The organism is Hoeflea sp. TYP-13 (assembly GCF_040932035.1).
In the GTDB taxonomy this organism is placed as follows: Bacteria; Pseudomonadota; Alphaproteobacteria; order Rhizobiales; family Rhizobiaceae; genus Hoeflea_A.
The window spans coordinates 555,715-582,525 of sequence record NZ_JBFRBB010000001.1 but is presented as its reverse complement, the minus strand read 5'-3'; the positions used below and the strand labels follow the sequence as shown (position 1 = coordinate 582,525).

Below are 26,811 nucleotides of genomic sequence, written 5' to 3'. Positions count from 1 at the left end.
GGAAGCCGGACCCTAAGCCTGCCGCCCGCCATAGTAAAGCGAAACCGCATGCTCGGCCTCGGCAAAAAACAGCCAGCGTTCGACAAAAAGGCCCGCCATCAGCGCGACGAAGGCGAGGACGAGCCACAATGTTGAAGCCGCGAACACCCACACGCCAAGCGCAATCAGCAGCGGCAATCCCGCGCCGAGCGCCAGCGCGATGGTCCTGAGCTTGGCGGCATGCTTGCGGCCGACGACATGGACCATTTCGCGGGTCAGGTAATTTTCGCCCGTATGCGGCCGCTCGAGCAGCTTCACCTTGCCGATGGGCCCAAGACCCGTGGCCGATTCCATGGTTGAACCGGTTGCGGCGAGGCTCGTCGTTTCGGCCCGTTTCCACCAGGCGTATTTGCAGCCCCAGGCAATCAGAATTGCAAAAAGAGCGAGGCCCGCAGAACCTGAACTGCCCGATGCGAAGCCGTTTAGGCCGATCGCCAGCACCAAACCGCAGGTCAGCGAGAAGACCAGATAGCAAAGCGGTGTCAGGCCGGTGTGCCAGTGGGGCACGGTTTTGAGCTGCGCGTAGATCATAGCCGTGGTGTAAACAGTCAAAACCGCCCCTATGGCGGCAATTACACCGAGCCAAAGGATACGCTCCCCGCTGACCAGCCACGCAAGCGTGTAAATGCCGAAGAGGATCAGCGTGATGACAGCCATCACGCCCTCCCGCGACAGCCAGGACGAACGCCATTGCGAAAAGGCGCGCCAGGCACGCTCCGGATGTCCTAGATGGAACGTGGAGGAGACGAGACCGGCAACCGCAAGCAAACCGGCAAGCGCCGGAATGAAAAAGGCGGCGGCCAATCCGCTTGGAAGCGGCATGCCAACGCCGATCATGGCGATGAGCCCGAAGCCGGCACCGGACATGACGGTAAAGAAAATGACTGATATCGCAGGATGCATGTCCGTCCTATCCCAGTTTTTCCAGCGCCTGATCCAGCCAGCCGAGGAAGCCTCCGGGCTTTTCGGCAACGGATGCAGCAACAGCAGAAGATCCGCATTCGGGTTTGGTCTTGGGGCGGGGCGGCAGGTATTTGTTGACCGGCGCCGTGCCCATTTCCGGCATCAGATCCATGCCGCCGCGTTCGGCGACGAGTTTCGAGACATTCGATCGAGGGTCGGAAAAATCTCCGAAGTGGCGGGCGCCCGCCGGGCAGGTGCGCACACAGGCCGGTTGCCGGTCTTCCTCCGGGATGTTGTCGTTGTAGATGCGGTCGACGCACAGCGTACACTTCTTCATGACGTTTTCGACCGGATCCATCTCGCGTGCACCGTAAGGACACGACCAGGCGCAAAGCCCGCAGCCGATGCACATGGATTCGTCGACCAGCACAATGCCATCCTCGGAGCGCTTGTAGCTGGCGCCTGTCGGGCAGACCGTGACGCAGGGCGCATCGGCGCAGTGCAGGCAGGATTTCGGGAAATGCACGATTGAAGCCGGCGCATCTTCGGGGCTGACCTCGAATGTGTGAATGCGGTTGAGGAACGATCCGACCGGTTCCGCACCGTAAGGGTCGAGATCGGCAAGCGGCGCACCATAACCGCCCGTGTTCCATTCCTTGCAGTTGACGACGCAGGCATGGCAGCCGACGCAGGTATCGAGATCGATGACAAGGCCAAGTGCCTTTTCCGTTGATTGCGGCAGGCTGGTCACTATTTTGCCTCCCACTCATGGCCGTAAGCAATGTGATCGGCGGGTTTTGTCAGCGTATCCTTTAGCGGCTCGAATTGCGGCAGCGAGACCGGGTGAACCTCGGGAGGCGCTTTTTCGATACGGACCCGCAGATCGAACCAGGCCGCCTGCCCGGTGATCGGATCGGAATTCGACCAGCGCAGGCCATCTGCCTTGGGCGGCAGCAATTCGTGGATGAGATGGTTCAACAGGAAGCCCTTCTTCGCCTCCGGCGCATTTTCGTCCAGCGTCCAGGCACCGGAACGCTTGCCGATGGCGTTCCACGTCCACATGGTCTTGCCGTTGACGGCTTCCATGCGGCGCACAGGCACCTTGATTTTTCCATGATGCGAGGTGACCCAGGCCCAGTCGCCATCTTCGAGCCCGGCCTCGTCGCAGATCGGTCCCGGCACGTAGAGCGGATTGGCACCGTGTATCTGCCGCAGCCAGGCATTTTGCGAGCCCCAGGAATGATACATAGCCGCCGGCCGCTGGCTCAACGCATGGTAGGGATATTGCCCCTCGTCTATCCCCTCGCCCTCGAATGGCGCGTACCAGATGGGAAGCGGGTCGAACGTCGCACTGATGCGCTGGCGGTGGGTCTCGGGCGGCTGGCGTTCGCCATGCCCTTCGGCGGCAAGCTGGAACTTGCGCAGCGGCTCCAGATAAAGCTGAAAGGTGTTTTCGACCGGTCCGTCCTGAAGCCCCATTTCAATGGCCCAGTCCGTCCAGGCCCTGTTGGCGTGTTTGAAATATTGCGCCTCCGCCGGCACATGCGCCTCGAAAAAACCGCCGTTCTCAATATAGCGGTTGATCTGGTCCGGGTTCGGATCGCCGCGCCCGCTGGAGCCGCCATTCTTGCCACGCCAGCCAGCGAGCGGGCCGACACCCGGCCGGCGCTGATGATTGATCATGTAATCGGCATAGTCGGCGTAAAGCGCATTTCCGTCTTCGTCGGTCATGCCCGGCAGGCGCAAACGTGCGCCAAGGTCCAGAAGCACCGACTGGAAGCCACGCACGTCGCGGCCTTCGCCCTGCGTGGCAGGGTCGACTACCGGCCAGCGGATGGAATCGGCCAGCGCTTCCGGCTCGGAAATCGGCCGGTCCAGCAATGAAATACAATCGTGCCGCTCCAGATAGGTGGTGTCGGGCAACACCAGATCGGCATAGGCGACCATTTCGGAATTGTAGGCATCCGAATAGATGATCTTCGGGATCTTGTATTCGCCGTTTTCGTCCTTGTCCTCGAGCATCTTCATGACACCACCGGAATTCATCGACGAGTTCCACGACATGTTGGCCATGTACATGAAAAGGACGTCGACGGGGTACGGATCGCCGGCATGGGCATTTGAGATGACCATGTGCATGAGGCCGTGCGAGGACATGGGCGCATCCCAACTGAATGCCTTGTCGATGCGCTGCGGGGTCACACCGTCCTCTTCCAGGAGCAGTTCTTCGGGGCCGCGCAAAAAACCGAGATGCGGTCCCGGAAGCGGTTCGCCCGGCTTGCAGCCGCCATGCGGCCGGGGCTGGCCATCGATGGGCCGCGGATAGGGCGGCTTGAAGCGGAAACCGCCGGGGCAGTCGATGGAGCCGACCAGGATCTGCAAAAGATGCAGGGCGCGGCAGGTCTGAAAGCCGTTGGAATGGGCAGAAATACCGCGCATGGCGTGGAAGGAGACGGGTCGCCCGACCATTTTGTCATGCCGTTCGCCCTTCATATCCGTCCAGGGCTGATCGACAGTGATCTCCTTTTCGAAGGCGGCTTCAGCTATTTCCGCGGCCAGACGCCGGATCTGAGATGGTGAAACGCCTGTCGTTTCAGCCACGGTTTCAGGCGCATATGCGTCGCTCAGATATTTTTGCGCCAGCAATTCGAAAGCCGGCCGTGCCATGCGCCCGTCAGGCAAGGTCACCTGGCCTTTCAATGCCGGCTTAACACCGGTTGATTTCGAGGAAACGCATTCCTGTGCCTCTCTGTCGAACACAAGCGGCTCGCCGGATTCATCTCGCGCGAAAAGGCCGTGGTCCGCACCGCCTTCGTTCTCGACCACCAGCCAGGGTGCATTTGTGTAGCGCAGCAGGTAGTCGAGATCGACCCTGCCAGTGCGTAACAGCTCGTGCACCAGTGAAAGAATGAACAAGCCATCCGTTCCGGGTGTAATGCCGACCCATTCGTCGGCTATGGCGTTGTAGCCGGTGCGCACCGGATTGACGCCGACAACCTTGACGCCGCGCGCCTTCAACTTGCCGAGACCGATCTTGATCGGATTGGAATCATGATCCTCCGCAACGCCGAAAATCATGAACAGTTCGGTCTTGTCCCAGTCGGGCGAACCGAATTCCCAGAAAGCCCCTCCGAACGTGTAAATGCCGCCGGCCGCCATGTTGACTGAGCAAAAGCCGCCATGGGCGGCGAAATTCGGCGTGCCGTATTGCTGTGCCCACCAGCCGGTCAGGGACTGGCTTTGATCGCGGCCGGTAAAGAAGGCAAGCTTCCTGGGGTCGCGCTCGCGCACTTCGCCCAGCCATTCGGCGGCGATCGACAGCGCCTCGTCCCACTCGATTTCCTTGAACTCGCCCTTGCCGCGCTCACCGGTCCTCAGCAGGGGCTTCTTCAGCCGCGCCGGTGAATAGTGCTGCATGATACCGGCCGAACCCTTTGCGCACAAAACGCCCTTGTTGATCGGGTGATCGCGATTGCCCTCTATGTAACGGACCTTCGGCTGGCCATCTTCGCCGGTGCGCAGATGGACGTTGATGCCGCAGCGGCAGGCGCACATGTAGCAGGTGGTTTTGCGGATTTCATCGGAAACATGGGGTGATAGCTCCACATTGTGCCTATCTCCGCCCATTGATGAACTCCCTTGTGATTATGCAGACCGCACTGTTTTGCGAGTCTTCTATATTATATCTTTTATGACTTCCAGTGGCTGCCACAGACAACGGAAACCAATCTATAGAAAACCCGCATCCTGGCCGGGAGGGCCAGCACAGGAAAAGACAGGGGGCCAGTGTGCGGCCGGCAAAATCGGCACTCCCGGGCCCAGAGCCAGAACATAAAAAACCCCGGACCAAGTCCGGGGTTTCGTAAGATCGGCGGCGCTGAGCGTCCGGGAATATTCTCCCGATCAGGCGGCGGTTTTTTCCGCCTTGAGCGCTTCTAGAATGTTCTGCGGCGAGGATTCACCGTAGGGATCGCTTTCGCAATTGTCTTCGAAACCGGCTTCTTCGAACCATTTCTCGATCACGCCGTCATTGATGACCGCTCCATAGCGCCAGGAACGCATGCCGAAGCCGAGATTGTCCTTGGCAACAAGCATGCCCATCTTGCGGGTGAATTCACCGGAACCATCGGGAATGAGCTTGACGTTATTGACACCCTGGGACTTGCCCCAGGCGTTCATGACAAATGCGTCATTGACCGAAACGCAATAGATCTCATCGATGCCCTGGGCCTTGAACTCCTCGAAGAGCTTCTCGAAATCGGGAAGCTGGAAGGTCGAGCAGGTGGGTGTGAAGGCACCCGGCAAAGAAAACAGAACGACGCGCTTGCCGGCGAAATAATCGTCAGAGGTTTTGTTTTCCCAACGGAACGGATTGGGGCCTTCAATGGATTCGTCACGAACCCGGGTGCGGAATGTAACCTGCGGAACGGATTTGCCGATCATCTGATACTCCTTCAAAGACGCAAATTGCGGGCGGGCAGCGGCCATACCGGATCAATATTCAGCCAGGCGCTGTCTCGTGGATAAATCGGGAAGGCAGCACAAATGCACTGCACGGTAGAACACCTAATGATTGCCGGGCCAATGTCCAGACCGGGACGCGACCAATCTATGGAAAGCGTTGCGGCAGCCTGTCGCACCCGGCTAAATAATATGTGCTTGGCTACGGATGCGCCAAAGCCACCGCCCGGAAAATCAGCTCCCGAGCGGCGTGTTCGCTTCAATTAATATCGCTAGCTCAGTTTGCGGCCGTCAGCGTGAATTTCGAAAGACCGGCTGCGATATTCAAACCGGTTTGTATCTGCAGATTGACCGGTTGAAGCGAAATCGATTTCTCAAATCCCCCGACCAGCACGTTGGCGCCGGCACCGACACCGACAGTGGCTTCGGCGCTCGCTCCTACGTAAGTTCCTGCAAGTGCACCTTTCGGAACGTTCTTGCTGGGGGCCAGTACGACCCAGACAAGCTCGGATATATCGGTTTTGCCGAGGTCCAGCCCGAACTTCTCGATCTTGCCGTCATAAAGCTCCGTGGCTCCGTTAACGGAGGTGAACTGGCAACCCAGCGTTTTATCCGAGACGATGATGTTTCCGCCGGCGCCTTCAATCGAGCAGGCGAGTTGACCGAGCTTGACCGATTCGGCAGAAGCCGGGGCCGCGGCAACACCGAGAGTGGCTGCCAGGAGTAACGTCGATACAAGTGTTTTCATTAGAAATGCTCCTTTGGTCTTTATCGAGCAAAAACAGAAAGCTGTAGTGAAATTAAGGCGGAGACCGGGCAATCACGGCCAATGTCCGGAGCTACGATCGAACCATGCACATATGATTGGCCGGCGATCGTTTCAATGCCTGCGGTCAAACCGAAACTGAGGCCATTAAGGATTCATCCCGCTCAGTCCCAGATACCCCGGTCCCAATAGGGTATGTCCGCGCCGAAACGCTCTACGGCGAAATCGATGAACGCCCGCACCTTGGCAGGCATGTAGCGGCGCTCTGGAAAGACCGCATATAGCGCCTGCGATGGCAGGCGATATTCACGCAACAGATGGACAAGCCGGCCGGCTGCTATGTCCGGGCCGGCGATGAAGGTTGGAAGACGGGCGATGCCGCAGCCGCCGATCAACGCTTCGCGCAGCGCTTCGCTGTTGTTGGCCTGATAGTTGCCGCTGGAATGAACCCGCACCGAACCGTCCGGTCCGGTAAAGTTCCACTCCTGAAAATCCGTTGAATAGGCAAAATGCAGGCAATTGTGCCGCGTGAGATCGTCAGGGTGAACCGGCTTTCCATGCGAGGAAATATAGCCGGGAGATGCGCACAGGACGCTATGGAGCGGCGCCAGTCTGCGGGCGATCATGGAAGATTCCTTCAGTGCCCTGCCCGTGATCGCGACATCGAAGCCGTCTTCTATGAGATCAACGGTGCGGTCATCCATGACAAGGTCGATCCTGATTTGCGGATAGCGTTCAAGAAAACCGGCAATCAGCGGCGCGACGTGCAGCCTGCCAAAAGACATCGGCGTATTGACCCGGAGCCTGCCCTGCGGCGCGCCTTGAAGGGCGGAAACCGCATCTTCGGCCTGTCTCGCCGCGTATACCGCCTCCGTTGCATGCACCAGGTATCGCTCACCGGCCTCCGTCAGGCTGATGCGCCGCGTGGTCCGGTGAAACAGCTGCGCGCCAAGGCGCAGCTCGAGTTGCGTTATGCGCTTGCTGACAGCCGATTTTGACACGCCCAATTTCCTGGCGGCTGCGGCAAAGCCACCGTTTTCGGCAACCGCAACCAAGACCGGAATATCGCCCATCCCTTCCATGACAGCCTCATTGATGAGATTTTTTCACCTATTTGTTTCCCAATTTCGTAATTATAATCGAATTGGAAACGAATTACATCTGTCCTGTCTTCACAAAGGAATATAGACGATGGGACAGATACTGACCGAACGGCCATTACCACTCACCCACAGACCCTCAGCCGGGCGCCAATTTCTACAGAGCCCGACAGTTTCAATCATTGCCATCGGAGCGATTGTCGGCGTCAGCTACACGCTGGCCAAATTTGCCGTCGCCAATGGCATTCCTCCATTCGCAGCGCTCTTCTGGCAGCTTTTCGGCGCAACGATCATCCTGCTCGCAGCCATGGTCGTGCGGGGAAAGCGGCTGGACCTGTCGCCGCAATATCTGCGCTATTACATCATCAGTGGCCTGCTTGGTGTCAGCGGACCGCAGTTGATTGCCTATGTGGTGCTCAAGCATATTCCGGCCGGGCTGTTCACGACGCTGATTACACTGTCGCCGCTCGCGACTTTCATGATGGTGTCCGTCGTTGACCGCCAGCTCCTGCCGCTTTACAGGCTCGCAGGAATTCTGCTTGGCCTGATCGGCATAAGCATGGCGACACTGAGCAGTTTCGATGCCGGCAACAGCGGCTATGTCTGGGTAATCGCCGCGCTCGGCGCGCCTCTGCTGCTCGCCAGCGGCAATATCTACCGCAACCGGGCCTATCCCAAGGGAGCGGACCCGCTGGCGCTCGCCACCGGCATGCTCGGATCGCAAATGCTGCTTGTCTGGCCGGTGTTGATCTATCGCGGCTATTCGTTCTCGCCGGTTGATATTGCAGGTACGGTCGAGGCGGCCGTCCTGATCATCGGAGCGCTGACTGCCATCGGCTATATACTGACCTTTGCGGTACAGCGAACCACGGACGGTGTCGGTTTCAGCCAGGTTGGCTATTTCGCCACGCTGTCGGGCATCGCCGCTGGTGCGGTTTTATTCGCGGAACCTTTGAGCCCGCTGCTGTTTGTCTCGATTGCCGTTCTGTTTTTGGGCCTTGCGGTGACAAACGGTCATCTGAATCTGCCATGGCGCTGACCCGGAAGCCCGCTCAAACTGACTATGTGGACGCCGTAGCGGCGTCCACACCGTCGTTCAGATATCAGCCGATACGCTCCATCTCGTTGAGTGTAAAATTGGCGACGGCGCCGTCAGTGGCTTCCATGTAGGCGGCAAGGTGCGGCGCATTCATGTGCATCTGCCACAGGTCCCGGCTCTGCCAGTTTTCGTAGAACATGAAGTGATCGGGATCCTCATTGTCCTGATGAAGGTCGTACTGGATGCACCCCTCCTCGGAACGGGTTATGGCAATGAGCTTTTCCAGCTCCGACTTTACAAGTTCTCTCTTTTCAGGCTTTGCATGAATATTCGCTACGATGGTCAATGCCATTTTCATTATCTCCAATTGCGTTGGCGCGAAAATGATCATTTGGTTTATGATTGGCAAGTACGCACAACAATGTGATATAGGTACAAAAAAGGTACTTAAAATCCGTATAGAGGCTATATTACAACAGGATGGAAAAGCGTTTCGAACGATATGATTGTTCAGACGGGTGCCCCGTCGAAGCCACATTGGAGCTCATTGGCGGCAAATGGAAGGGCGTGATCCTCTATCACCTCTTTGACGGCACCAAACGTTTCAACGAATTGAAGCGCAATGTCGGTGACGTCACGCAACGCATGCTGACAAAACAACTGCGCGAACTTGAGGCGGACGGCCTGATCGAACGCAAGGTCTACGCGGTGGTGCCGCCACGGGTCGAGTATTCGCTGTCCGACAAGGGGCGCACGCTTGCCCCAATCATCGAGGCGCTCAAATCCTGGGGTGAAACACACAAACTTCCGTAACGCATGGCTGCCTATTTCCGATTGCCGTCTGCAGGAGTGGAAAATTGAGCTTCGAGTTTGTTGAATTTCAACCTCCGCCCGCGCTCAGGCAGTTGTTGCGGTCTTCCTTTTTTGCGCGCGGGCAGATCCCCTACCGGTTCGACAAGATCCTGCCAAATGGCCTTGCGGTAGCCATATTCACGCTTGGCGAACCGCATCGCCTCGGCAAATCGCCGGATGCCGACACCAATCCGCTTTTCGACCACAGCTGGCTGCATGGCATCCAGACATCGCCGGTTTACAATATGCCGCTGGGAGAAACACATGTGCTCGGCCTGTTGTTCGAGCCGCTTGGGCTGCACGCGCTGTTCGGGCTTGATATGCGCCTGCTCAAGGATGTGACCGTCGATGCGCGCCTTCATCTTCCGCAGGATTTTGTTTCCGGTCTCGAAGCGCTCTATCCCGATGCATCTGCCGGGTCTGCCCATAATGCATTGCACAAACGGCTTGCAGGTCGGTTGTCCGCCAACACACCTGACTGGCTCATGCGTTTTTGCGATCGTATCGTATCCTCCCGGGGAGCCTTGCGCATGGATGAGGCTTATCTTCAGACCGGACGCAGCGCCCGATATGTAAACCAGCGCTTCAAGACCGCCGTCGGCGTGAGCCCGAAGGTGCTTGGCCGCATTTGCCGCCTGCAGGCGCTTCTGGAAGCAATTGAGCCGGCCCATCCAATTGCCTGGACCGAACTTGCGCACCGCTTCGGGTTTTTCGACCAGCCGCATTTCAATCGCGAATTCAGGACATTTTCCGGCCTGAGCCCGCGTCGCTACAGCGCTGAACGGAGCCGGCAATGGCCGGACATTGCAAAAGGCGAGAATGTGAGCTTCGTTCCGAATGACTAGAGCGTTTCTTGTTCATACGGGATCATTTGACCGAGGCGATTTTGGTCGCTGACAAGGCGGGTTGTGCGCCGTGGTGCCAACCCACCACAAGCGCAAGCCAACACGGTCAGCGGGCAAAATCGCCCGGCCCATTCAACGTTGGGTTTCAACATCTTCTTTCCTCTCAACGGTGGAGAAAATCGGCCCATCGGCGTCGTTGCACCGCTTGCCCGATGTACCACATCGCGCTGCGCGACGCGCCTAGCCGAGTGAACCGATTTTCCGCCATCAAATGATCCCGTATGAACAAGAAACGCTCTAAGCCCCTTGCGGGTCATATTTTTACAATTATCAGCAATATCCAGCGGCTAGACTTCACCCCAATTCAACGGGAACAAAACTCTTGATTTTCGAAGTGGAAGAATCCGTCGACGCGCCTGCCGATGCAGTCTGGCAATGTATGACCGACACGGCGCGGATGCCTCGCTGGATGAGCGGTATTGAGCATATGCGCACCGCTGACGGAAAGGCGATAGGGGAAGGCAGCACATTGTTGTTTGTTGCGCGCGGAGCTGAACGCACGACACGCGTCAGCGAGTTCGAACCGTCGCGGAGAATGACACTGATCTCCACTCAAGGTCCGGTCACGGCCACGTACCGCTATGCTCTGACGCCCGGTAAAAACGGCCAGCCTCCCACCAGAATTGTTTTAAATGCCGCGTGCGTCGCGAGCGGCTGGATGGCGATTTTCATGCCGCTGCTCGGACCATTGATACGCAAGACCGATGGTACTCAGCTGAAATTGCTGAAGGAACTCGTCCAGGACGAACCCGGCTGACAATGCCGCTATTCCGGCTTGCTGCCGGGCGGCAGCCATGCGCGCTTGACCGCGTCGTGCGCCGAACCCCGGTCTGACAGCGTATCTTCCATCTCCTTGTCGATTTCGCGGGCGAGTTTCATATAGGGCTCGTTTTCAAACGGCGGAATTTCGGGATCGTACAGCCGCGCGAGCCGCCGGATGGCGCTTTTGTCGTGATCGACAAATACGGTCACCAGCTTCTCGGCCTCGTGCGGATGCATGCCGTAGGCTTCCAGGGCATAACGCGATGCCCGCACCGCGCTGTCGAATGTCTCGCGCACAATGTCATCGGCTCCTGCCTTGTACAGCTCGTAGACGAAGTGCCGGTTGCGGGCGCGGGCAATGATGTGCAGATCGGGGCGCTCGCGGCGGGCGTGTTTGACGATCTCAACCGCCCGCTCCATGTCGTCAATCGCCACCACCAGAAGGCTTGCCTCGCCAAGGCCGGCCGAGTTGAGAAGGTCGGGCCGCGATGCATCACCGTAGAATGTCCTGATGCCGAACCTGTTGAAGCCGTCGACCATGTCTGCACTGACGTCGAGAACCACGGTCTTGTATCCGTTGCCTTTCAGCACCCGGTTGACGACCTGCCCGAACCGGCCCATGCCGGCAATGATCGCGGACCCCTTTTCCGTGATCTCGTCGGCGCCCCTGCCCTGATCCTCATCCATGCGCGGCAGCACCACGCGGTCGAACAGGATAAACAGTGCCGGGGTCAACAACATTGACAGTGCGACGACCAGCAGCAGAAGATTTGCGAGTTCCGTCGGAATAACCGCGTTCTGCACAGTGAACGACAAAAGCACGAACCCGAACTCTCCGGCTTGCGCAAGTGCAAGCGTAAAGAGCCAGCGATCGGCTCCGCGCAGTCTGAAGATATACGACAGGGTCAGCAGTACAGCCGCCTTCAACACCATCAGGCCGATGGTCAGAGCGAGCACCGTGCCGATATTTTCATAGAGCAGCGAAAAATCGATGCCGGCGCCGACGGTAATAAAGAAAAGCCCGAGCAAAAGACCCTTGAACGGCTCGATATCGCTTTCGAGCTCATGACGAAATTCGCTGTTGGCAAGCACGACGCCAGCAAGGAATGTGCCGAGCGCCGGCGACAGGCCGACCAGCGTCATCAAAAAGGCGATGGCGACGACCAGCAGCAGCGCCGCGGCGGTGAAAATTTCGCGCAGCTTTGCCGCTGCGATGAACCGGAAGAGCGGGCGCGACAGGTAATGGCCGCCGGCAACCATGGCGGCAACGGCGCCTATATTGACGATGGCGACCTGCCAGCCCGCCAGCCCCTCGATGAGGCTGAGTTCGGCGCCATGATCACCGCCGGTGTGGCCTTCGGCGGCGTGCTGGACGAGTTCGGGCAATGCCAGGAGCGGGATCAGCGCCAGCATGGGAATGACGGCGATATCCTGAAACAGCAGCACCGAAAATCCCGACTGGCCGCCGTCGCTCTTCATCAGTCCCTTTTCGTTCAGTGTCTGAAGGACTATCGCCGTCGACGACAGTGAAAAGACAAGTCCGATGGCAAGCGATACGCTCAGGGGCTGACCGAGCGCCATGCTTGCCGCCATGACGAGCAACGCCGTGACACCGACCTGCAATCCACCGAGACCCAGCAGCCGGTGCCGCATGGTCCACAGGGTGCGCGGCTCCAGTTCCAAACCGACCAGAAATAACATCATCACAACGCCGAATTCGGCAATGTGCTGGATTCCCTTTGTTTCCGAGCCGACAAGTCCGAGTGCCGGACCGATGACAATGCCTGCGATGAGATAGCCAAGCACCGATCCGAGACCCAGGCGCTTTGCAACGGGCACCGCGATTACGGCCGCCAACAGATAGACAAAGGCCTGAAACAACAATCCCGTCATGACTTGGCCTCTTCGAGGATCGGCAGTGACCGGGCTGATAGCAGTGGCATTGAGGCGGCCAGATCCATGTCCAGCCGATCATCGCGCAGCGCTTTTAAAAACCGCTCATAGCCGTTGACATGTTCTTCCATGCGTTCCCCTCCAGCTGCCTTCAGTGCCGCGAAAAGCGTATAGGGCGGCACGAAACGCAAGCCGCACAAGTTGGCCGTCTGTTCAAGGGGCGCGAGGAACTCGCGCAGATGAAAATTGTTCCGGCCGCCGGTCCGGTAAAAATCCTCTGGTCCGCCGGTGGTGATGACCGGAACAAACAGTTTACCGGCGATCTTGTCCCCGCCCTCGCCATAGGCAAAGCCGTATTCGAGGACCAGGTCCTGCCATTCCTTCAAAAGCGCCGGCGTCGAATACCAGAACAGCGGAAACTGAAAGACGATCACATCATGTTCCAGAAGCCGCTCCTGCTCCGTCTCGATATCGATCTTGAAGCGGGGATACTCGGCGTAAAGATCAACAAGCGTGACGCCCCGTGTTTTGCTGGCGGCTTCGGCCAACTCGACATTTACCTTGGAATAGCGCTGGCCCGGATGGGCGAACAGCACGAGAATTTTGCGGTTTTGCTGCGTCACGCTCCCTCCCCTCGTTGATTTTGACCGACTTTCCGGGCAGTGCAGTCACCTGTCAAGGATAGGTCAGACTTCTGCCCCTTCAAGACGACACGAATTCAGCTGCAAAGAGGACGCCTGGACGCCCGCTGCACCTTGCATCACGCAGGCCGGGTGAATGAAGACGCTCGGACATGACTGGCCGATTGCCCGTTAGCGCTGCGCGCCGTCAAGATGGGCGGACACCATGCCGCCGAAGCAATGCTTGATGACGTTGGGCGACCTGTGGGAGCGGTCTTGCACAGCCCTAAGACCAGGCGCCCGCTCCCCCAAAGATGTGACATTTCTTGCCGAATCCACCTATTTCAACTAGTCTGACCGGGCCGTTCGAGGCGGCGTCCCGATCCGCGGAAAGCTGTATCAGCACCTCGCTTTGTCCTTGACTATCCTTCGGTAATCTCGGGCCCGGACGGCGGATCAGCGGGCGTTTGCGAGGGAACCGATGCCCAATTCAATCGACTATCTGCGCCGTCAGGCAAAGCAATTGAAACGCGATTTCGCAGCAGGCGATGCCGAGGCCCTTGCCCGCGCCAAGGCGGTATTTCCAACGGTGGAAACACTGAAACACGCCGATGCGCTGCATGTGATCGCCCGCGAAAACGGTCATGAAAGCTGGCCACGTCTCAAACTGGCGATCGAAACGGCTGCCATGAACCGCGCCCAGCGGGAAGAGCGGTTGAGAATTGCCCTTTACTACGGGCAGCACTGGGTCACAAAGGCGCTTTTGAAGGAAGACCCGGATCTTGGCAGCGACAATCCCGGGCTTCAAATCGCGCTGTACGACCGGGCGGCAGTTGAAAAGGCACTGGCCGCCGATCCGGCATCGGCAACCCGCCTGATCGGAGTTCGAAGTCCGATCCTGCACCTGGCTTTTTCGCGTCACATCCATGCCGTACCGGACAGGCGCGACGATATGATCGCCATCGCCGAAGCACTGGTTCGACACGGCGCGGATGTCAATGACAGCTGCCCCGCCGAACCGGGATCGGAGCACCGCCTGTCGGCGCTTTACGGGGCGCTGGGACATGCAGACAATACGGCGCTGGCAAAATGGCTGCTCGAACACGGTGCCGATCCGAACGACAATGAATCGCTCTACCACTCGACCGAACTCGGCCATCACGACGGGCTGAAGCTTTTGTTGAAACACGGCGCCGATCCGGCGGGAACGAACGCGCTGCCAAGGGCGATGGATTTCGACGATCTTGGAGCAGTGCGGCTGCTGCTCGCGGCGGGTGCCGATCCGAACGAGGGGATCGCCACGCACCCCTCGGGCCAGCCGGCGTTGACGGTCCCCGCGCTGCATCAGGCGGCGCGTCGTATGTGTTCGAGCGAGCTTGCGGAACTGCTGATTGCCCACGGCGCGGACGGGACTCTCGCCTATCAGGGTCATACGGCCTATGCCCTTGCCCGCATGTTCGGAAACGATGCCGTGGCAAACGCCCTTGAATCGGCGGGACAGGCAACAGCGCTCAGCCGCGCGGAGAGGCTTCTTGCGGATGCGGCAGCCGGCAAGGTATCCGGCCGGATCGATCCGAACGAACTCACCGACGAGGCCCGGCGTATCCTGGGGCGTGTTATCAGCAGTTCCGGGCGGCTCGATCACGTCAAAAACCTCTGCGCCCTCGGCATCGATCCCAACTGGACCGACGAGATGGGCATGCCCGCCATCCACATTGCCGGATGGGAGGGGCAGGCGGAGGCCGTCGAATGGTTGCTGACTTTCAATCCGGACCTGTCACGCAAAAATGATTATGGCGGCGACCTTTTGGGAACGATTATTCACGGGGCGGAGTTCTGCCCGGCGAGAGACACGCGCAATCACACAGCCTGTGCGCAGATGGTTCTTGCAGAAGGGGCTACGCTGCGCCGATCGGAGATCGAATTGTGCGGCGCAGAGGGACTGGCTGAATTCCTGGCAGGCTGGGCACAATCGCACCCGGCACAGGTCGTTGAGGACAGGTCGACATGAATAACGCAACGAATGTTCCGATATCCGCGGCTCGACTGTCGGCCCGGGCACTGGGACGGCGGCAAATGGCCACCATGTTGCGTACCAGCCTGTATTGTGTGGCGGCTATCGTGTTGCTGCTTCTCGCCGATCCGTCCTCAGCCAATGATGAGGTCGATGTCGAACTCGTCATTGCGGTCGATGTCTCCCGGTCGATGACCGACCGGGAACTGCAGATCCAGCGCCGCGGCTATGCGGAAGCGCTGCGGAGCGAGGCGGTCGCGCGAGCGGTCAAGAGCGGCCTGACCGGAAAAATCGCTCTCACCTATGTCGAATGGGGCGGCCGGGCCTATCAGCGCACAATCGTCGACTGGCGGATTATCGAAAACGAACACGACCTCGCCGCCTTTGCCGCAGAAATAACCTCGAATTTCGACGGCGCTATGCGCAGGACCTCTATTTCCGGCGCCATCAACTATGCCACCAACAGGATCGAAACCAACGGAATCTCCGCATTGCGCAAAGTGATCGATGTTTCCGGCGACGGCCCCAACAATTCAGGTCCCCCGGCCCCGGGTGCCCGGGACAGGGCCCTCTCCCTGGGCATCACGATCAACGGCCTGCCACTGATGACCCGCGAAGGGCTGGGTTCCCAGTTCCACCTTGATGACCTTGACGATTACTATCGATATTGCGTGATCGGCGGGCCTGGTTCCTTCGTCATTCCGGTTACGAGCTGGGACGAGTTTCCTGAAGCGGTGCGCAGAAAACTGGTTCTCGAGCTTGCCGGCAAGGCCCCTCCGCCCGTTCTCAAAGCCGCATTTTCGGGTGCGACGGAAGCAGGTTACGACTGCCTGATCGGTGAGAAAATCTGGCAGATGTTCATTGATCAGAACCGGATATTCGAACTGAATCCCTAGGAAATCTTCAGGCCTTCTTCGCGATCAATGCGCGCCGGGCCAATCTCCCTTTACGGAATTTCGGGTCCCGAACCCGGTTTTCGCCGACAATGACGTTGCCGAATCCGGCTGTTCCGGCTCATGTGCTTCCGGTGCCTCGATACTATCACCACCGGCCGCGGCGGCTGCCTGAACAAATTGATCGGCCTTGTTCAATATGCTCATGCCGTCACCGTTTTCGTGGTCGGCGTGCGCGAGACCGATACTGATCGTGCTCCATTCGGCGCCCTTGGAATGCGCGTTTACCGCGCCGACAATCCGCTCACACGCGCGGATGGCCGTTTTGGCATCCGTATTGGGAAAGACGATTGCAAACCGGTCATCGGCGGTTCGACCGATACCGTCATAGGCGCGGGTCTGCTCAACGAGTATTTCAGCGAGCTTCTTGAGCAACGCGTCGCCCGCCGCATGACCCTTTTCTTCCCTGATTTGCGCAATACGGTCGACCTTGATTGTCGCGACCGAAAGTGGTGATCTGAAGCGGCGAAATCGGTTGAATTCGCCATCCAGCACATTCAGAAAATGATGATGATTGTGCAGTCCGGTGAGGCCATCGCTCAACGATTGTGAAATCAGCCGTTTGTGAGCGATCTCAAAATCGCGGATACTAAGCATTGCATGCAGTTTTCCGTTTTCAACGACCGGAATATGACGAACTTTTTTGGCGCTCATGATTTCATATACATCGTCCATCAGATCATCCGTTCGGCAGGTAATCACCGATGTTGTCATGATATCGGACACGAGCTTGTCCATGCACTGACCTTCAAACTCAACGAATGAGCGAATAAGGTCACGCTCGGATATGATCCCGATAATGTTGTCCGCATCTCCGACAACGGGAAGCGCACCGATATTGTTGGCGCTCAGAATACCTGCAGCATCGAGCAAACTAAGATTTGGTTGAACAGATTTCAGCTCGATTTGAACCTTTTGAACAAGAAGTTCCCGGATGCGCATGTGTATTACCCCCAAAATACCAGTTTTAGACTGTTGACCTATTTTGACCTGCGTTGATTAAAAAACGGTCACCAATGCTTTTTCCGGTCCGAAGGCGCAGCCGGGACAATGGACCGCGGTATCCGGATTGCATAAACTTGCCGGGTCAGTGCCAACAGCCTGATGGGGAGGATAAAGGTTGATTTCACGGTTCCGCAGGAAACGCGACCCGGCTGCGAAGCTTGCAGGCGAACTCAAAGCCTACGCGCTGGCCCTGACGCGCAACGCCGATGCGGCGGAAGACCTGGCACAGGAAACGCTGGCGCGGATCTATGAAAAGCCCGACAGTCCACAAGACAGCACCATGGCAAAGCGCTATGCGTTCAGGACATTGCGCAATCTCCACATAGACAATCTGCGAAAACAAAGAATTAGGCGGGAATATTCTGCCGAACAGGAACGTCTATCAAACGAAGGCGGCAACTCGGCATTCGATGCCGTCGAACAGTTGATCGTCAGGAATGCATTCGAACAGCTTTCCCCGGATCATCGCGAAATCCTGTTTCTCGTCGATGTAATGGGTTTTAAATATGATGAAGCAGCCGAAACGCTTGGCGTGGCAAAAGGAACTGTGATGAGTAGAGTAAGCCGGGCACGGGCAGAAATGATCAGGTTATTGAACGAAACGTCAGTACGTCCATTGAAACATCGCAGGAACAACTAGAATTGAACAAGCTGTCAGACAAGGATCGCGAATATCTCAACGCTCTCGCCGACGACGAATTGAGCGAAGTGCAGGCGCGTGAATGGCAGGAACGCATTCAGCGTGAACCTGAGCTCAAAGCCGCCTATGATGAAATCGTTTCGGTGAAGCAGAAGATTGCCAGCCTTGCGCCGGATATTGCGATTGAAAGGAAATACTCCGCGGCCAATTCAGGAATTCGCAAATGGGCTGTCGCCGCGGGTGTCGCAGCTATTGTCTTTACCGGCGCACTGACTTTGTGGCTGCAGAGCGCGCCGGCGACCGCGCCGCAAGGAATCGTTGCCTGGCACAAGTTGCTTTCGAACGAGGAATATGTCGTCGGCGAAACCGACCAGCCGCTGTTTGTGTCCCTTGGTCAGTCCGCGGACGTGCCGATCCCAGATCTTACGGCCTGGCGGCTCTATCTGGTCGATCACCGGGTGGTCGAACTCGATGCGGAAGCAAGACAGGCGGTTTTTCACTATCGCGGCCTGCGCGGCTGCCGCCTGACCCTTTGGTACGGGGCACGCACCGACACGACCTCAAGCGGCGCCACACCTGATGGAACGGATAATTACCGCCGCTGGCTGGCCGGACCGACGGACATCAGCATCGTTGCCGGAGGCATGGATGCGGAACGTTTCAGATCCATTGCCGACTATGTGGAGATGCTGACCAAGATCTCGGCGGACCCGGACGGGCAGACACGCATCGCCACAGCCGAAGGCTATGAGAACGCGGCGCGCTGCTCGCTCGGATAAGCCTATCCCGATCTAGTTTTTGGGAAAGTTGGGGCGGTCGACGCCGTAGTTTTTTGCGAGGTATTCGACAACCAGCGTGTAGTCCGGCTCTTCAATGACATCCATTTCCTGCTCATCGACCATCCACTCGAGCAGCTCTATCCAGTCTTTTTTGCTGAGGCCCTGCTGGGCAACGATCCGCTCGGAATGGCAGGCGGTGCAGTAGATGAAGGTTTCCTCCGCGCCCCGCTCAGTGACCAGTATGCCGAACTCGCTTTCATCATGCTCTTCGGTTTCGACGGCTGTGTCCTTCGCCGCTTCGAGGCTCAACGGCTCGTCGCTTTGTGCATTAAGAAATGCAATGAGGTCGGCACGGGCGGCATCCTTCTTAAGACCGGCGAAGGCCATTTTGGTTTTCTTCACCTCGGCCTTGGGCTTCTTGAGGAAGGCATCGAGACGCTCGGGCGACCAGATGCCGCCATGGGCCTTCATCGCCTTGGAGTATTTTCTGGCATAGGCCTCATTGGCGGCAACGGGCGCACCAACGATTCCCCACAGATTGGGGCCGACTTTCGACGAGCCGCCCTGTTCGATCGTGTGGCAGGCGGCGCAGCGTTTAAAGAGTTTTTCCCCGGCGTCGATATTTGCGGCCTTTGACGGCAGGACGACGAGCGAAAGGAGTGCGGCAAACAGCAGGCGCTGTCTGAAGACACGTGGCATGGTGTTCTCCGTGGATTTCGACCGCGTGCAGCAGAATTATCTGCCGCACGCTTCAGGTCAATCATCAATGCGGGCGTCAGTTCACGGTCAGTGCGACGCGGTGCATGGTGTTGTTGAGGTAGCCTTTGGGATTCCAGGCGATGGCGAAAGGCTGCTGCTCTCCGGCATCGTCCGTTGCCCTTGCCCAGACTTCGTAATATCCGGCCTGCGGAAAGGCCACCTTGGCCCGCCAGTTCTGCCAGGCGCCGTCATTGACGGGGTTATCAAGCTCGGCTTCCTGCCAGGTGACACCGAAATCGTGGGAAATATCGACCCTTGCGACCTTGCGGTCACCGGACCAGGCGTGGCCGCGCACTTCCACTTCCCTGCTTGAGCCGCTTCCCGTTTGCGGTGATGTGATCAGCGATTTGACCGGCATGCGCTCGATGATGACAAAGTCCTTCTTGTCCACCTTTTCGCCCGGTGCAACGGGCCGGTTCGGCACACGATAGGAGGTGCCTGTCATTTTCGGCCCGTCATGAACGATGTCGCGCAGGTAAATACGCTCCAGCCATTTGTGCGACACCGAACCCGGCCAGCCGGGTACGACCAGGCGAAGCGGCGCTCCGTTGTTCGGGTGGATCGGTCCGCCATTCTGGGCCCATGCGATCAGTATGTTGTCTGTCATCGCCTTGGCGATCGGCATGCCGCGCGATATCGGCAACTTGTCGGGATTGCCCGACAGGTGGCTGTCGGCGCCGACATGGGCCGTATAAACGGCGTTGTCCTTCACGCCCGCAGCATTGAGCACATCTTTCAGCTTTACACCGGTCCATTCCGAGCAGGCGACGGCCCCGAGCGTCCATTGATTGCCCTTTGCGGGCGGATCGAAGGCCGCACGCCCGTTGCCGCCGCATTCGAGCGTCAGGGCCATTGTATGGTTTTCGAAATTGCTCTTCAGGTCGGCGATCGTCATTTTCATCGGCTTATCGACGAGCCCGTCGACCGTCAGTGTCCAACTCTCCACATCAACGCCTTCCGGTGGAACGCCGTTGTTGCGGATGAAATGTCGCGCTGTAGGTGTGATCGGATCGTCGAGCAGATGCGGCGGTGTTTCGGCATTGACCGGACGGTCGTTGAGCAGGGTCAGCCCGTCCTTGCCGGTGAGTGCATGCTGGTCAGCGAAAGCAGCCGGAATGAAGCCGGCGGGCATGTTTCTGTGAAACGGTATTGCCGTGCCGATCATTGCGCCCATGGTCGCAAGTCCCGCTCCCTTCAGAAATCCGCGCCGGTCCCGATTTGTCTTCCTGCCGAAAAACTCCTGGTCCGCCTTTTCCGGGTCTTTTTCAAAGAATTCGTAGAGTCCTTTCGGATGGTCCTTCTCGTCAGTCATCAGTATCTCCTCCATCTGCGATCAGTTGTCGCATTGGATAAAAGACGTCTGTTTGGCCGATATTATTCCGCGATGACGTTGAGAATCTTTTCCGGATGCGCCGCTGACCGGTTTACTGGCTCTTGAAAACCGCTTCGGCGAGCACGCCTGCTCCAAGCACAAGATGCTCCTCTGCCGTATCTTCCGCAAAATCATGACTGATGCCTCCTATCGAGGGAACGAAAAGCATGGCGACCGGCATCAGCCGCGAGACGTTGGCAGCGTCGTGGAGTGCGCCCGACGGCATTTTGCGCCATTTGCCGGATGCCAGCTTTTCGGCGGCCGCCTCGAGCCGGGCCCGCAATGTGTCGTCAGTCGCTGTCGGCGGCACCGCCATATAGGCCGAGCGTTCCAGTTCCAGACCACGCGTGCGGGCAGTCTTTTCGGCTGCACCGATTATAACCTCGCGCATGCGGTCAAGCCGCGCGTCCTCGCCATCGCGCCACTGGACAGTGAAATCGACCTCGCCCGGAACGATAGAAGCGGCGTTGGGGTGAACCGCAACGTGACCGATTGTCCATACGCTCGCGGGCGTGACGATTTCGGCAAGCCGGCGGTTCAGTTCATCCGTAAAGGCGACGAGCCCCTGGAACGCGTCCCGGCGCATGGCCATCGGTGTCGTGCCGGCATGGTTCTGCTGGCCGCGGAACCGGAGGTTTTCACTGCGAATACCGACGATAGCGTCCACCACACCGACCACCTCGCCTGCGCTGTCCAGCACCGGCCCCTGTTCAATATGGGCTTCGATAAATCCTGAAAACCGATCGGCAGGCAGGAAGTCGCCCGTGCAAAGATCCGCCATGCTGCGTCGCACTTCACCAAATGTCCGGCCTGTCGCATCGGCCAGACGGTCAGCCTCCGCCAGCGACAACGCGTTTGACCATATGCGGCTTCCTGTCAAAACCCCGAACCGGCCTTCTTCGTCCTGGAACGAGACAACGGCAACGGGCGGGCCGCCGGCCTCGATGGAGGTTCGGGCTGTTTCAAGCCCGGCGATGACACCATATGCACCATCGAGCCAGCCGCCTTCAGGCTGTGAATCGGTGTGCGAACCGACCAACAGGCAGGGCCGGTCGCCCGCGGGCAGGCCAAACAGGTTTCCTGCCGGATCGAACACCGGTTCTAAGCCGGCTTCCTTCATACGGTTTGCCAGCCATTTTCGCGCTGCGATATCCGCTTCTGAAAATGCCGGCCGGACCACACCTGTGCCACATGCCCCGAATGTGCGAAGCCGGCTCATATCTTCGAGTAAACGACCGGAATTGATAGAAATTTGCGGCATGTTAACCTCTTCCATTGCGTTTAACCGCGGCGGTTCTCTGCCAGTTTATTTCAGCCCGGTAACTTTGTTGACAGATAAAATCCAATGAAAGGACCTGTGACCCCGCGCCTTGATTGACAGCCAGTTTGAAGGGCCGCTACACTTTTTTCCGGACAGAAAGTCCACCCGGGGCGGCGCATGATTGCAAACTGTTGGACAGACGGCGCAGATGCATCCCGCAGATCCCGGACACCGGTTTCGCAGACTGAGGAGTTCTGCAATGCGACTTCGCCTAGTAACTGTTTTAGCAATATTATTCACGGGATTTTACGGCGCCAGCGCCTTCGGGCAGGACAGCTCCGGCTCGGGAGACCAGCCCGATTTCGTCATAAAGGTCCCGGTGCGCTTCGATAATCTGCACAAGGATGTGACCGGATCATATGTTCATTGCGAAGCCTACTCGGCGGATTACCAGTTCGGCGGGAAAGAAACGCCCGCGACTGTCTCGTCGGGCGATCTTGGAACCGGCGATTTTGACGATGTCATAGAACTTAATCTAACTGTGCGGGACTACTGGGATCCGGCCGATACGACCGAAATCGCCTGCGAAATGACATTTACCGTGAAAACGGACCGGGGCGAGGAGCGGATCGATTCCAGCCTTTACGGGTCGACAACGCCATTCGGGCAGAACCGGCAGGCCTGCAGAAATGAAGTCGAATGGCTGCGCGCGGCCTGCACCGAAAAAGGCACCCAGGCCCTGGGGCTCATCAGGCATTCACTCACAGAAGCGGACACGGACACGGAGTGAATATGGGCCGACGGGTTCTCGCGTCCTTCCTGTCAGCGCTGTTTCTGGCAGTTCCGGCCGCCGGCTGGGCTCAGCAAAGCCCGTCCCCGGCGACGCAGGATCTTTGCGCAGAGCTGGGCGGGCTGAGCGGCCTTTACCGGACCGAGAACGGAAATTTTGAATCGCGATGGTCTTTCACAACCGCCAGCGGGGTTGCGCGGCCGGGCGATTCATTCCTGGCGGAACACACGGATCTGCATGCGGTTGAGAGCCTTGGCCCGGGGGCGCATTATGTCTTTTACGGTGTAATCGACGCGGATTGCGGATCGGTCAGCGGAAAGTGGCGCGCGCTGTTTGCACCTTCCGGCAAAAGGCTGATGACGGGTGACTTTTCGGCATCCCTGGAGCCGGGCGCCATCACGATCACCAGCGCCGATGACGACGCGGACCAGCCTCACGGTTGGAAAAATGTCAGATATCTGTTTGTCGACGAACCGGATCCGCCAAGGGGAATTATCTTTGCCGAGGCGCTGGAATTTCAAAGCCAGTCCGGTAAAGGCACTGCCATAACCATGTCGGCGCAACTGGCATTTCAGGGCGCCGTCCGCGAAACACGGATGGTCGAATTATCTGAAAAACTTGCCTTCCACGGGACATCGCAAGCAATCGCAGCCATCGAATTCGACATGAAACTGGAGTTTCATGGCCCGCCCACTGATCCCAGGACCATTGCATTCGATGACGGGCTGCAGTTCCGCGGCAAACCCCGACCGAAAAGAACGATCGACCTTGCAGAGTCTCTGGAATTTCACGGCGAGCCCTATGCGGCCCGCACAATCGAACTCTCTCAGGGCCTTGTGTTCAGCGGCAAGCGCTTTGCGAGCCGCATTACCGAACTATCCGAAGCGCTGACATTTCGCGGCGAAGAACCGCATACGCGGGAAGTTGCAGTTTTGGAAACACTCGAATTCCACCACGGTCGAAACGGCACACGCAGCGTTGTTATCACTGATGCACTCATATTTTACGGCAATGTCGATCAATCCCGCTCCGTCTCGTTTTCGGATGCGTTGGCATTTCAGGGAGAAAGGCGGCCGGCACCCCAAAATATCGCTTTGGCGACTCGGCTGGTCTTTCCGGGGGATACGGAACTTGCCCGGGCCGCCATCATCACGGCACCGCCGGCCCCGACCGGAGCCGGTCCCTGCGGAAATTTTCTTGATGACAGTTTCCGGACCGCCGAATTCAGCCAAAGCCTGCCGGAATCAGCCGACGACATAACGGTCGAATTCATTGAGAAACTGCGTGCCGGATTTACACCCTTTCAAGAGGGTGCAGCCAGGGCGCTCGAAACCCAGGCCGCATGCATGGAAAAGCGCCTGGAGAGCTTTCAGAAGCTGTCGGCGCTCTCGCCGCACGATTACTGGACGAGCAATCCGGCGTTCCACGGCGAGACTTTCTATACGAAGCAGATCGAGGCCGCCCGCAATGCCGCGCTTTACCTGCGGCAGATCGCCTGGGAACTTCAAGGCATTGAGCAGGCGCTGAAACATGAGGAGCAGTTCTTTATATTCGACAGCCTCGACGATCCCCAGGCAATGAAATTCGGCCTGGTGACCGACGGGCTGGCGGAACCTGCGCCGCAAGCCGGCAACGCCATGCGCATGCGCGATTTCGAGCTTCTGCAAAAACACGCCGAAGCCGATGCGGGGGCGCTGGTTACGCAACGCAACCGCTATATCCGCAGGAAACTTGCGCAACGTTTCCGGTATCTCGAGACGTTGCTGCCCAGGACACTCGACGGGCTTGCCGCCTGGACGCAGATCGAAAATCATGTGACGCGCGATTTCATGCCGCGTGTCGCCTCGGCTATTTCACTGAGGATCAAGGAACTGAAGGGCATTCATGACGAGACCCAGCCGATTTCGGTTGCGTTTTCCGTTCCGGACGGCGAATTCGACAGCTATGCGCAGGAATTTTCCAGACTGACCCAGACAACGGGCCCGAAAATCGGCGGCGGGTCTTTCGACGATTTCATGCACAACAAGGTCTGGTATGACGATTTCGACACATGGCCCGATGCCAAGTCCCTATTGCAATAAAGCCGGCTAATTGACCATATATTAGCAGTACCAGCCGCAGGGGTAACCGAATGAAGCTGAGACGGGTTCGGACCAACGACGGTTCCGGTATTGAAGCCCTGCACTTTAAAAACTGGGTGTGCCTTTGCGATGTTGCCCGGCTAAACGACCTTGCCGGCGATTTCAGCGTTGAGGGCGATTTGGCGCGCGACATGATCGCAGTGCTGCAGCTTGGAAAGGAAGGCTGGGCGGCACTTGAAACCGAGATTGCCAATGTCGGGGACACGGCGCCGGAAGACAAGGAGGTGCTTCTTCCCTTTGCTCCTGCCTCGTTTCGCGATTTCATGCTCTATGAAGACCATGTCATCAACGCAACGCGCGGATATTTGAAAAAGTTCGTGCCCGGCACTTACCGTTTTGCGACAATTGTCGAAAAGATCACCGGCAAGCCGTTCAAGAAATTCCGCCCGCATCCGCTGTGGTACAGGCGGCCGATCTACTATTTCGGCAATCACATGAATTTCCTGACCGACGGCGACCCGATCCGCTGGCCGGCCTATACGGACGCGCTCGATTACGAGCTGGAGCTGGGCGCGGTTCTCGCACATCCCCTCGACAACGCCACGCCGGAAGCGGCGGAACTGGCCATCGGCGGCTTCGTCGTCCTCAACGATGTCAGCGCCCGCGACATGCAGCGCGACGAAATGGCTTCCGGCTTCGGCCCGCAAAAGGCCAAGCATTTCACCAACGCCATGTCGTCAATTGTCGCGACGGCCGACGAGATCCTGCCTGAGATCAACAATCTCGAAGGGTCGGTATCCATCAACGGTGAGACGGTCGCCGACTGCAGCTCGGCCCATATGCGCTATTCCATGGGCGAGGTTCTCGCCGCCGCGTCGATGGGCGAACAGCTGCACCCGGGCGAACTATTCGGAACCGGAACGCTGCCGGGCGGCAGCGGCATGGAAAACGGCCACTGGCTTGAACCGGGCGACCGGCTCGAGCTTCGCATCAACCGGATCGGCACGCTGTCGAATACAATTGCACAAAAGGACCCCGAATGAACGTCGTCGATCTGTCGAAACCCATAAAATACAATGCGCAAGACCCTGTCTTCATGCGCGTCAAGATCAAGCACAAGCCGCATCGGATCGGCCGCTTCCTGGTGCGCATTCTCGGCCTGCCTTTCCGGCTGATGCCGAAGGATTTCACCGGCTGGGCGGACGACACGATCACCAAGATGGGCGTTCATTCGACGACCCATATCGACGCACCCTGGCATTACGGACCGCAAAGTGGCGGCAAACCGGCGCAGACGATCGAGGAAATACCGCTCGATCAGTGCATCGGCCCCGGCGTCGTCATCGACATGACCCACAAGAAGGACGGCGAGATGATCATGGCCGCGGACCTGGAAGCGGCCCTGGAAAAATCCGGTGCCGAGATCGGCCCCGGCACCATTGTGCTTATCCGCACCGGCCGGGACGAATTCCTCGGCACGCGCGAATACTGGAAGCGCGGCACCGGCATGGGCGCCGAGGCGACGGACTGGCTGATCGACAGGGGCGTCACCATCATGGGCATCGACCAGTGGGGCTGGGACCTGCCGTTTCATTATCAAATCGCCAAATCGAAGGCGGAAAACCGCGACGATCTTTTCTGGGAAGGCCACCGGGTGGGCCAGAAACGGCCCTACTGGCACATGGAACAGCTCTGCAACCTGGCGGCCCTGCCCGTGCAAGGCTTCAAGGTCTGCGTTTTTCCGTTGAAGTTGGTCGGCGCATCGGCCGCACCGGCACGGGTGGTGGCGCTGCTGGAAGAGTAATCCAGGCGTCAGA

General features: G+C 58.4%; 25 protein-coding genes. 12 read left to right on the top strand and 13 right to left on the bottom strand.

What is annotated here, in order from left to right:
• Nucleotides 1-12 precede the first annotated feature (12 nt).
• The 6 genes from ABVT35_RS02625 to ABVT35_RS02600 all read right to left on the bottom strand — a co-directional run bounded on the left by ABVT35_RS02625 (nt 13) and on the right by ABVT35_RS02600 (nt 7,251).
• Nucleotides 13-942 carry a dimethyl sulfoxide reductase anchor subunit family protein gene (locus tag ABVT35_RS02625; protein ID WP_368464722.1) on the bottom strand — a complete coding sequence of 310 codons (930 nt, stop codon included), beginning with the start codon at nt 940-942 and terminating at the stop codon, nt 13-15.
• Between the two features lie 7 nt (nt 943-949).
• Nucleotides 950-1,693: a 4Fe-4S dicluster domain-containing protein gene (locus tag ABVT35_RS02620; protein WP_368464721.1), complete on the bottom strand. Its 744-nt coding sequence runs from the start codon at nt 1,691-1,693 to the stop codon at nt 950-952.
• Nucleotides 1,693-4,569 carry a molybdopterin oxidoreductase family protein gene (locus tag ABVT35_RS02615; RefSeq protein WP_368464720.1) on the bottom strand — a complete coding sequence of 959 codons (2,877 nt, stop codon included), beginning with the start codon at nt 4,567-4,569 and terminating at the stop codon, nt 1,693-1,695. The genes ABVT35_RS02620 and ABVT35_RS02615 overlap by 1 nt, the downstream gene beginning before the upstream one ends.
• Before the next feature lie 276 nt (nt 4,570-4,845).
• Nucleotides 4,846-5,385, bottom strand: coding sequence for a peroxiredoxin (locus tag ABVT35_RS02610; protein WP_368464719.1), 540 nt, complete (start codon nt 5,383-5,385; stop codon nt 4,846-4,848).
• A 295-nt stretch (nt 5,386-5,680) separates the two neighbouring features.
• Nucleotides 5,681-6,151, bottom strand: coding sequence for a DUF992 domain-containing protein (locus ABVT35_RS02605; RefSeq protein WP_368464718.1), 471 nt, complete (start codon nt 6,149-6,151; stop codon nt 5,681-5,683).
• A 182-nt stretch (nt 6,152-6,333) separates the two neighbouring features.
• A complete protein-coding gene (locus ABVT35_RS02600; protein WP_368464717.1) occupies nt 6,334-7,251 on the bottom strand; it encodes a LysR substrate-binding domain-containing protein in 918 nt (305 codons plus the stop codon).
• Nucleotides 7,252-7,360: 109 nt separating this feature from the next.
• Here ABVT35_RS02600 and ABVT35_RS02595 point away from each other — a divergent pair, with 109 nt between their 5' ends.
• Nucleotides 7,361-8,308, top strand: coding sequence for a DMT family transporter (locus ABVT35_RS02595; protein ID WP_368464716.1), 948 nt, complete (start codon nt 7,361-7,363; stop codon nt 8,306-8,308).
• A 64-nt stretch (nt 8,309-8,372) separates the two neighbouring features.
• Here the strand turns inward: ABVT35_RS02595 and ABVT35_RS02590 are convergent, their stop codons facing one another.
• Nucleotides 8,373-8,660 (bottom strand): putative quinol monooxygenase, encoded by a 288-nt coding sequence (locus tag ABVT35_RS02590; protein WP_368464715.1) that lies wholly within the window; start codon nt 8,658-8,660, stop codon nt 8,373-8,375.
• 128 nt (nt 8,661-8,788) lie between these two features.
• Between ABVT35_RS02590 and ABVT35_RS02585 the strand changes: the two genes are divergently transcribed.
• The 3 genes from ABVT35_RS02585 to ABVT35_RS02575 all read left to right on the top strand — a co-directional run bounded on the left by ABVT35_RS02585 (nt 8,789) and on the right by ABVT35_RS02575 (nt 10,822).
• On the top strand, nt 8,789-9,121 hold the full coding sequence (locus tag ABVT35_RS02585; protein WP_368464714.1) for a winged helix-turn-helix transcriptional regulator: 333 nt from the start codon (nt 8,789-8,791) through the stop codon (nt 9,119-9,121).
• A gap of 44 nt (nt 9,122-9,165) precedes the next feature.
• On the top strand, nt 9,166-10,005 hold the full coding sequence (locus ABVT35_RS02580) for a helix-turn-helix domain-containing protein (RefSeq protein ID WP_368464713.1): 840 nt from the start codon (nt 9,166-9,168) through the stop codon (nt 10,003-10,005).
• Between the two features lie 382 nt (nt 10,006-10,387).
• Nucleotides 10,388-10,822, top strand: coding sequence for an SRPBCC family protein (locus ABVT35_RS02575; RefSeq protein WP_368464712.1), 435 nt, complete (start codon nt 10,388-10,390; stop codon nt 10,820-10,822).
• Between the two features lie 8 nt (nt 10,823-10,830).
• On the opposite strand, the gene ABVT35_RS02570 is transcribed toward ABVT35_RS02575, so the two are convergent.
• Both ABVT35_RS02570 and ABVT35_RS02565 read right to left on the bottom strand, forming a co-directional pair.
• On the bottom strand, nt 10,831-12,720 hold the full coding sequence (locus ABVT35_RS02570; protein ID WP_368464711.1) for a monovalent cation:proton antiporter-2 (CPA2) family protein: 1,890 nt from the start codon (nt 12,718-12,720) through the stop codon (nt 10,831-10,833).
• Nucleotides 12,717-13,343, bottom strand: a complete 627-nt coding sequence (locus ABVT35_RS02565; protein ID WP_368464710.1) for an NAD(P)H-dependent oxidoreductase — start codon at nt 13,341-13,343, stop codon at nt 12,717-12,719. The genes ABVT35_RS02570 and ABVT35_RS02565 overlap by 4 nt, the downstream gene beginning before the upstream one ends.
• A 478-nt stretch (nt 13,344-13,821) precedes the next feature.
• On the opposite strand from ABVT35_RS02565, the gene ABVT35_RS02560 reads away from it, so the two are divergent.
• Nucleotides 13,822-15,351 carry an ankyrin repeat domain-containing protein gene (locus ABVT35_RS02560; protein WP_368464709.1) on the top strand — a complete coding sequence of 510 codons (1,530 nt, stop codon included), beginning with the start codon at nt 13,822-13,824 and terminating at the stop codon, nt 15,349-15,351.
• Nucleotides 15,348-16,250: a DUF1194 domain-containing protein gene (locus ABVT35_RS02555; RefSeq protein WP_368464708.1), complete on the top strand. Its 903-nt coding sequence runs from the start codon at nt 15,348-15,350 to the stop codon at nt 16,248-16,250. The genes ABVT35_RS02560 and ABVT35_RS02555 overlap by 4 nt, the downstream gene beginning before the upstream one ends.
• Before the next feature lie 24 nt (nt 16,251-16,274).
• On the opposite strand, the gene ABVT35_RS02550 is transcribed toward ABVT35_RS02555, so the two are convergent.
• On the bottom strand, nt 16,275-17,249 hold the full coding sequence (locus ABVT35_RS02550) for a diguanylate cyclase (protein WP_368464707.1): 975 nt from the start codon (nt 17,247-17,249) through the stop codon (nt 16,275-16,277).
• Between the two features lie 178 nt (nt 17,250-17,427).
• On the opposite strand from ABVT35_RS02550, the gene ABVT35_RS02545 reads away from it, so the two are divergent.
• On the top strand, nt 17,428-17,952 hold the full coding sequence (locus ABVT35_RS02545; protein WP_368464706.1) for an RNA polymerase sigma factor: 525 nt from the start codon (nt 17,428-17,430) through the stop codon (nt 17,950-17,952).
• Nucleotides 17,953-17,954: 2 nt separating this feature from the next.
• Nucleotides 17,955-18,731, top strand: a complete 777-nt coding sequence (locus ABVT35_RS02540; RefSeq protein ID WP_368464705.1) for a hypothetical protein — start codon at nt 17,955-17,957, stop codon at nt 18,729-18,731.
• 12 nt (nt 18,732-18,743) lie between these two features.
• Here ABVT35_RS02540 and ABVT35_RS02535 read toward each other — a convergent pair whose 3' ends face one another.
• From ABVT35_RS02535 to ABVT35_RS02525, 3 genes are all read right to left on the bottom strand, one after another.
• Nucleotides 18,744-19,430, bottom strand: coding sequence for a cytochrome c family protein (locus ABVT35_RS02535; RefSeq protein WP_368464704.1), 687 nt, complete (start codon nt 19,428-19,430; stop codon nt 18,744-18,746).
• Nucleotides 19,431-19,506: 76 nt separating this feature from the next.
• Entirely contained in the window at nt 19,507-20,802 is a 1,296-nt protein-coding gene (locus ABVT35_RS02530; RefSeq protein WP_368464703.1) for a sulfite oxidase, read from the bottom strand.
• A gap of 112 nt (nt 20,803-20,914) precedes the next feature.
• Nucleotides 20,915-22,123: a hydantoinase/carbamoylase family amidase gene (locus ABVT35_RS02525; RefSeq protein ID WP_368464702.1), complete on the bottom strand. Its 1,209-nt coding sequence runs from the start codon at nt 22,121-22,123 to the stop codon at nt 20,915-20,917.
• A 259-nt stretch (nt 22,124-22,382) separates the two neighbouring features.
• Between ABVT35_RS02525 and ABVT35_RS02520 the strand changes: the two genes are divergently transcribed.
• The 4 genes from ABVT35_RS02520 to ABVT35_RS02505 are packed head-to-tail and all read left to right on the top strand — an operon-like array spanning nt 22,383 to nt 26,798.
• Nucleotides 22,383-22,913, top strand: a complete 531-nt coding sequence (locus ABVT35_RS02520; protein ID WP_368464701.1) for a hypothetical protein — start codon at nt 22,383-22,385, stop codon at nt 22,911-22,913.
• Nucleotides 22,914-22,915: 2 nt separating this feature from the next.
• A complete protein-coding gene (locus ABVT35_RS02515) occupies nt 22,916-24,994 on the top strand; it encodes a hypothetical protein (RefSeq protein ID WP_368464700.1) in 2,079 nt (692 codons plus the stop codon).
• Between the two features lie 50 nt (nt 24,995-25,044).
• Nucleotides 25,045-26,037 (top strand): fumarylacetoacetate hydrolase family protein, encoded by a 993-nt coding sequence (locus ABVT35_RS02510; RefSeq protein WP_368464699.1) that lies wholly within the window; start codon nt 25,045-25,047, stop codon nt 26,035-26,037.
• On the top strand, nt 26,034-26,798 hold the full coding sequence (locus ABVT35_RS02505) for a cyclase family protein (RefSeq protein WP_368464698.1): 765 nt from the start codon (nt 26,034-26,036) through the stop codon (nt 26,796-26,798). The genes ABVT35_RS02510 and ABVT35_RS02505 overlap by 4 nt, the downstream gene beginning before the upstream one ends.
• Nucleotides 26,799-26,811 lie beyond the last annotated feature (13 nt).

Excerpts from the sequence above, each read along its gene's own strand:
- ABVT35_RS02520 (WP_368464701.1), top strand. The coding sequence starts at position 22,383 with ATGCGACTTCGCCTAGTAACTGTTTTAGCAATATTATTCACGGGATTT.
- ABVT35_RS02550 (WP_368464707.1), bottom strand. The coding sequence starts at position 17,249 with ATGCGCATCCGGGAACTTCTTGTTCAAAAGGTTCAAATCGAGCTGAAA.
- ABVT35_RS02605 (WP_368464718.1), bottom strand. The coding sequence starts at position 6,151 with ATGAAAACACTTGTATCGACGTTACTCCTGGCAGCCACTCTCGGTGTT.
- ABVT35_RS02625 (WP_368464722.1), bottom strand. The coding sequence starts at position 942 with ATGCATCCTGCGATATCAGTCATTTTCTTTACCGTCATGTCCGGTGCC.
- ABVT35_RS02560 (WP_368464709.1), top strand. The coding sequence starts at position 13,822 with ATGCCCAATTCAATCGACTATCTGCGCCGTCAGGCAAAGCAATTGAAA.
- ABVT35_RS02610 (WP_368464719.1), bottom strand. The coding sequence starts at position 5,385 with ATGATCGGCAAATCCGTTCCGCAGGTTACATTCCGCACCCGGGTTCGT.
- ABVT35_RS02515 (WP_368464700.1), top strand. The coding sequence starts at position 22,916 with ATGGGCCGACGGGTTCTCGCGTCCTTCCTGTCAGCGCTGTTTCTGGCA.
- ABVT35_RS02525 (WP_368464702.1), bottom strand. The coding sequence starts at position 22,123 with ATGCCGCAAATTTCTATCAATTCCGGTCGTTTACTCGAAGATATGAGC.
- ABVT35_RS02505 (WP_368464698.1), top strand. The coding sequence starts at position 26,034 with ATGAACGTCGTCGATCTGTCGAAACCCATAAAATACAATGCGCAAGAC.
- ABVT35_RS02585 (WP_368464714.1), top strand. The coding sequence starts at position 8,789 with ATGGAAAAGCGTTTCGAACGATATGATTGTTCAGACGGGTGCCCCGTC.
- ABVT35_RS02595 (WP_368464716.1), top strand. The coding sequence starts at position 7,361 with ATGGGACAGATACTGACCGAACGGCCATTACCACTCACCCACAGACCC.
- ABVT35_RS02590 (WP_368464715.1), bottom strand. The coding sequence starts at position 8,660 with ATGGCATTGACCATCGTAGCGAATATTCATGCAAAGCCTGAAAAGAGA.
- ABVT35_RS02570 (WP_368464711.1), bottom strand. The coding sequence starts at position 12,720 with ATGACGGGATTGTTGTTTCAGGCCTTTGTCTATCTGTTGGCGGCCGTA.
- ABVT35_RS02615 (WP_368464720.1), bottom strand. The coding sequence starts at position 4,569 with ATGGGCGGAGATAGGCACAATGTGGAGCTATCACCCCATGTTTCCGAT.
- ABVT35_RS02555 (WP_368464708.1), top strand. The coding sequence starts at position 15,348 with ATGAATAACGCAACGAATGTTCCGATATCCGCGGCTCGACTGTCGGCC.
- ABVT35_RS02600 (WP_368464717.1), bottom strand. The coding sequence starts at position 7,251 with ATGGAAGGGATGGGCGATATTCCGGTCTTGGTTGCGGTTGCCGAAAAC.
- ABVT35_RS02535 (WP_368464704.1), bottom strand. The coding sequence starts at position 19,430 with ATGCCACGTGTCTTCAGACAGCGCCTGCTGTTTGCCGCACTCCTTTCG.
- ABVT35_RS02510 (WP_368464699.1), top strand. The coding sequence starts at position 25,045 with ATGAAGCTGAGACGGGTTCGGACCAACGACGGTTCCGGTATTGAAGCC.
- ABVT35_RS02530 (WP_368464703.1), bottom strand. The coding sequence starts at position 20,802 with ATGACTGACGAGAAGGACCATCCGAAAGGACTCTACGAATTCTTTGAA.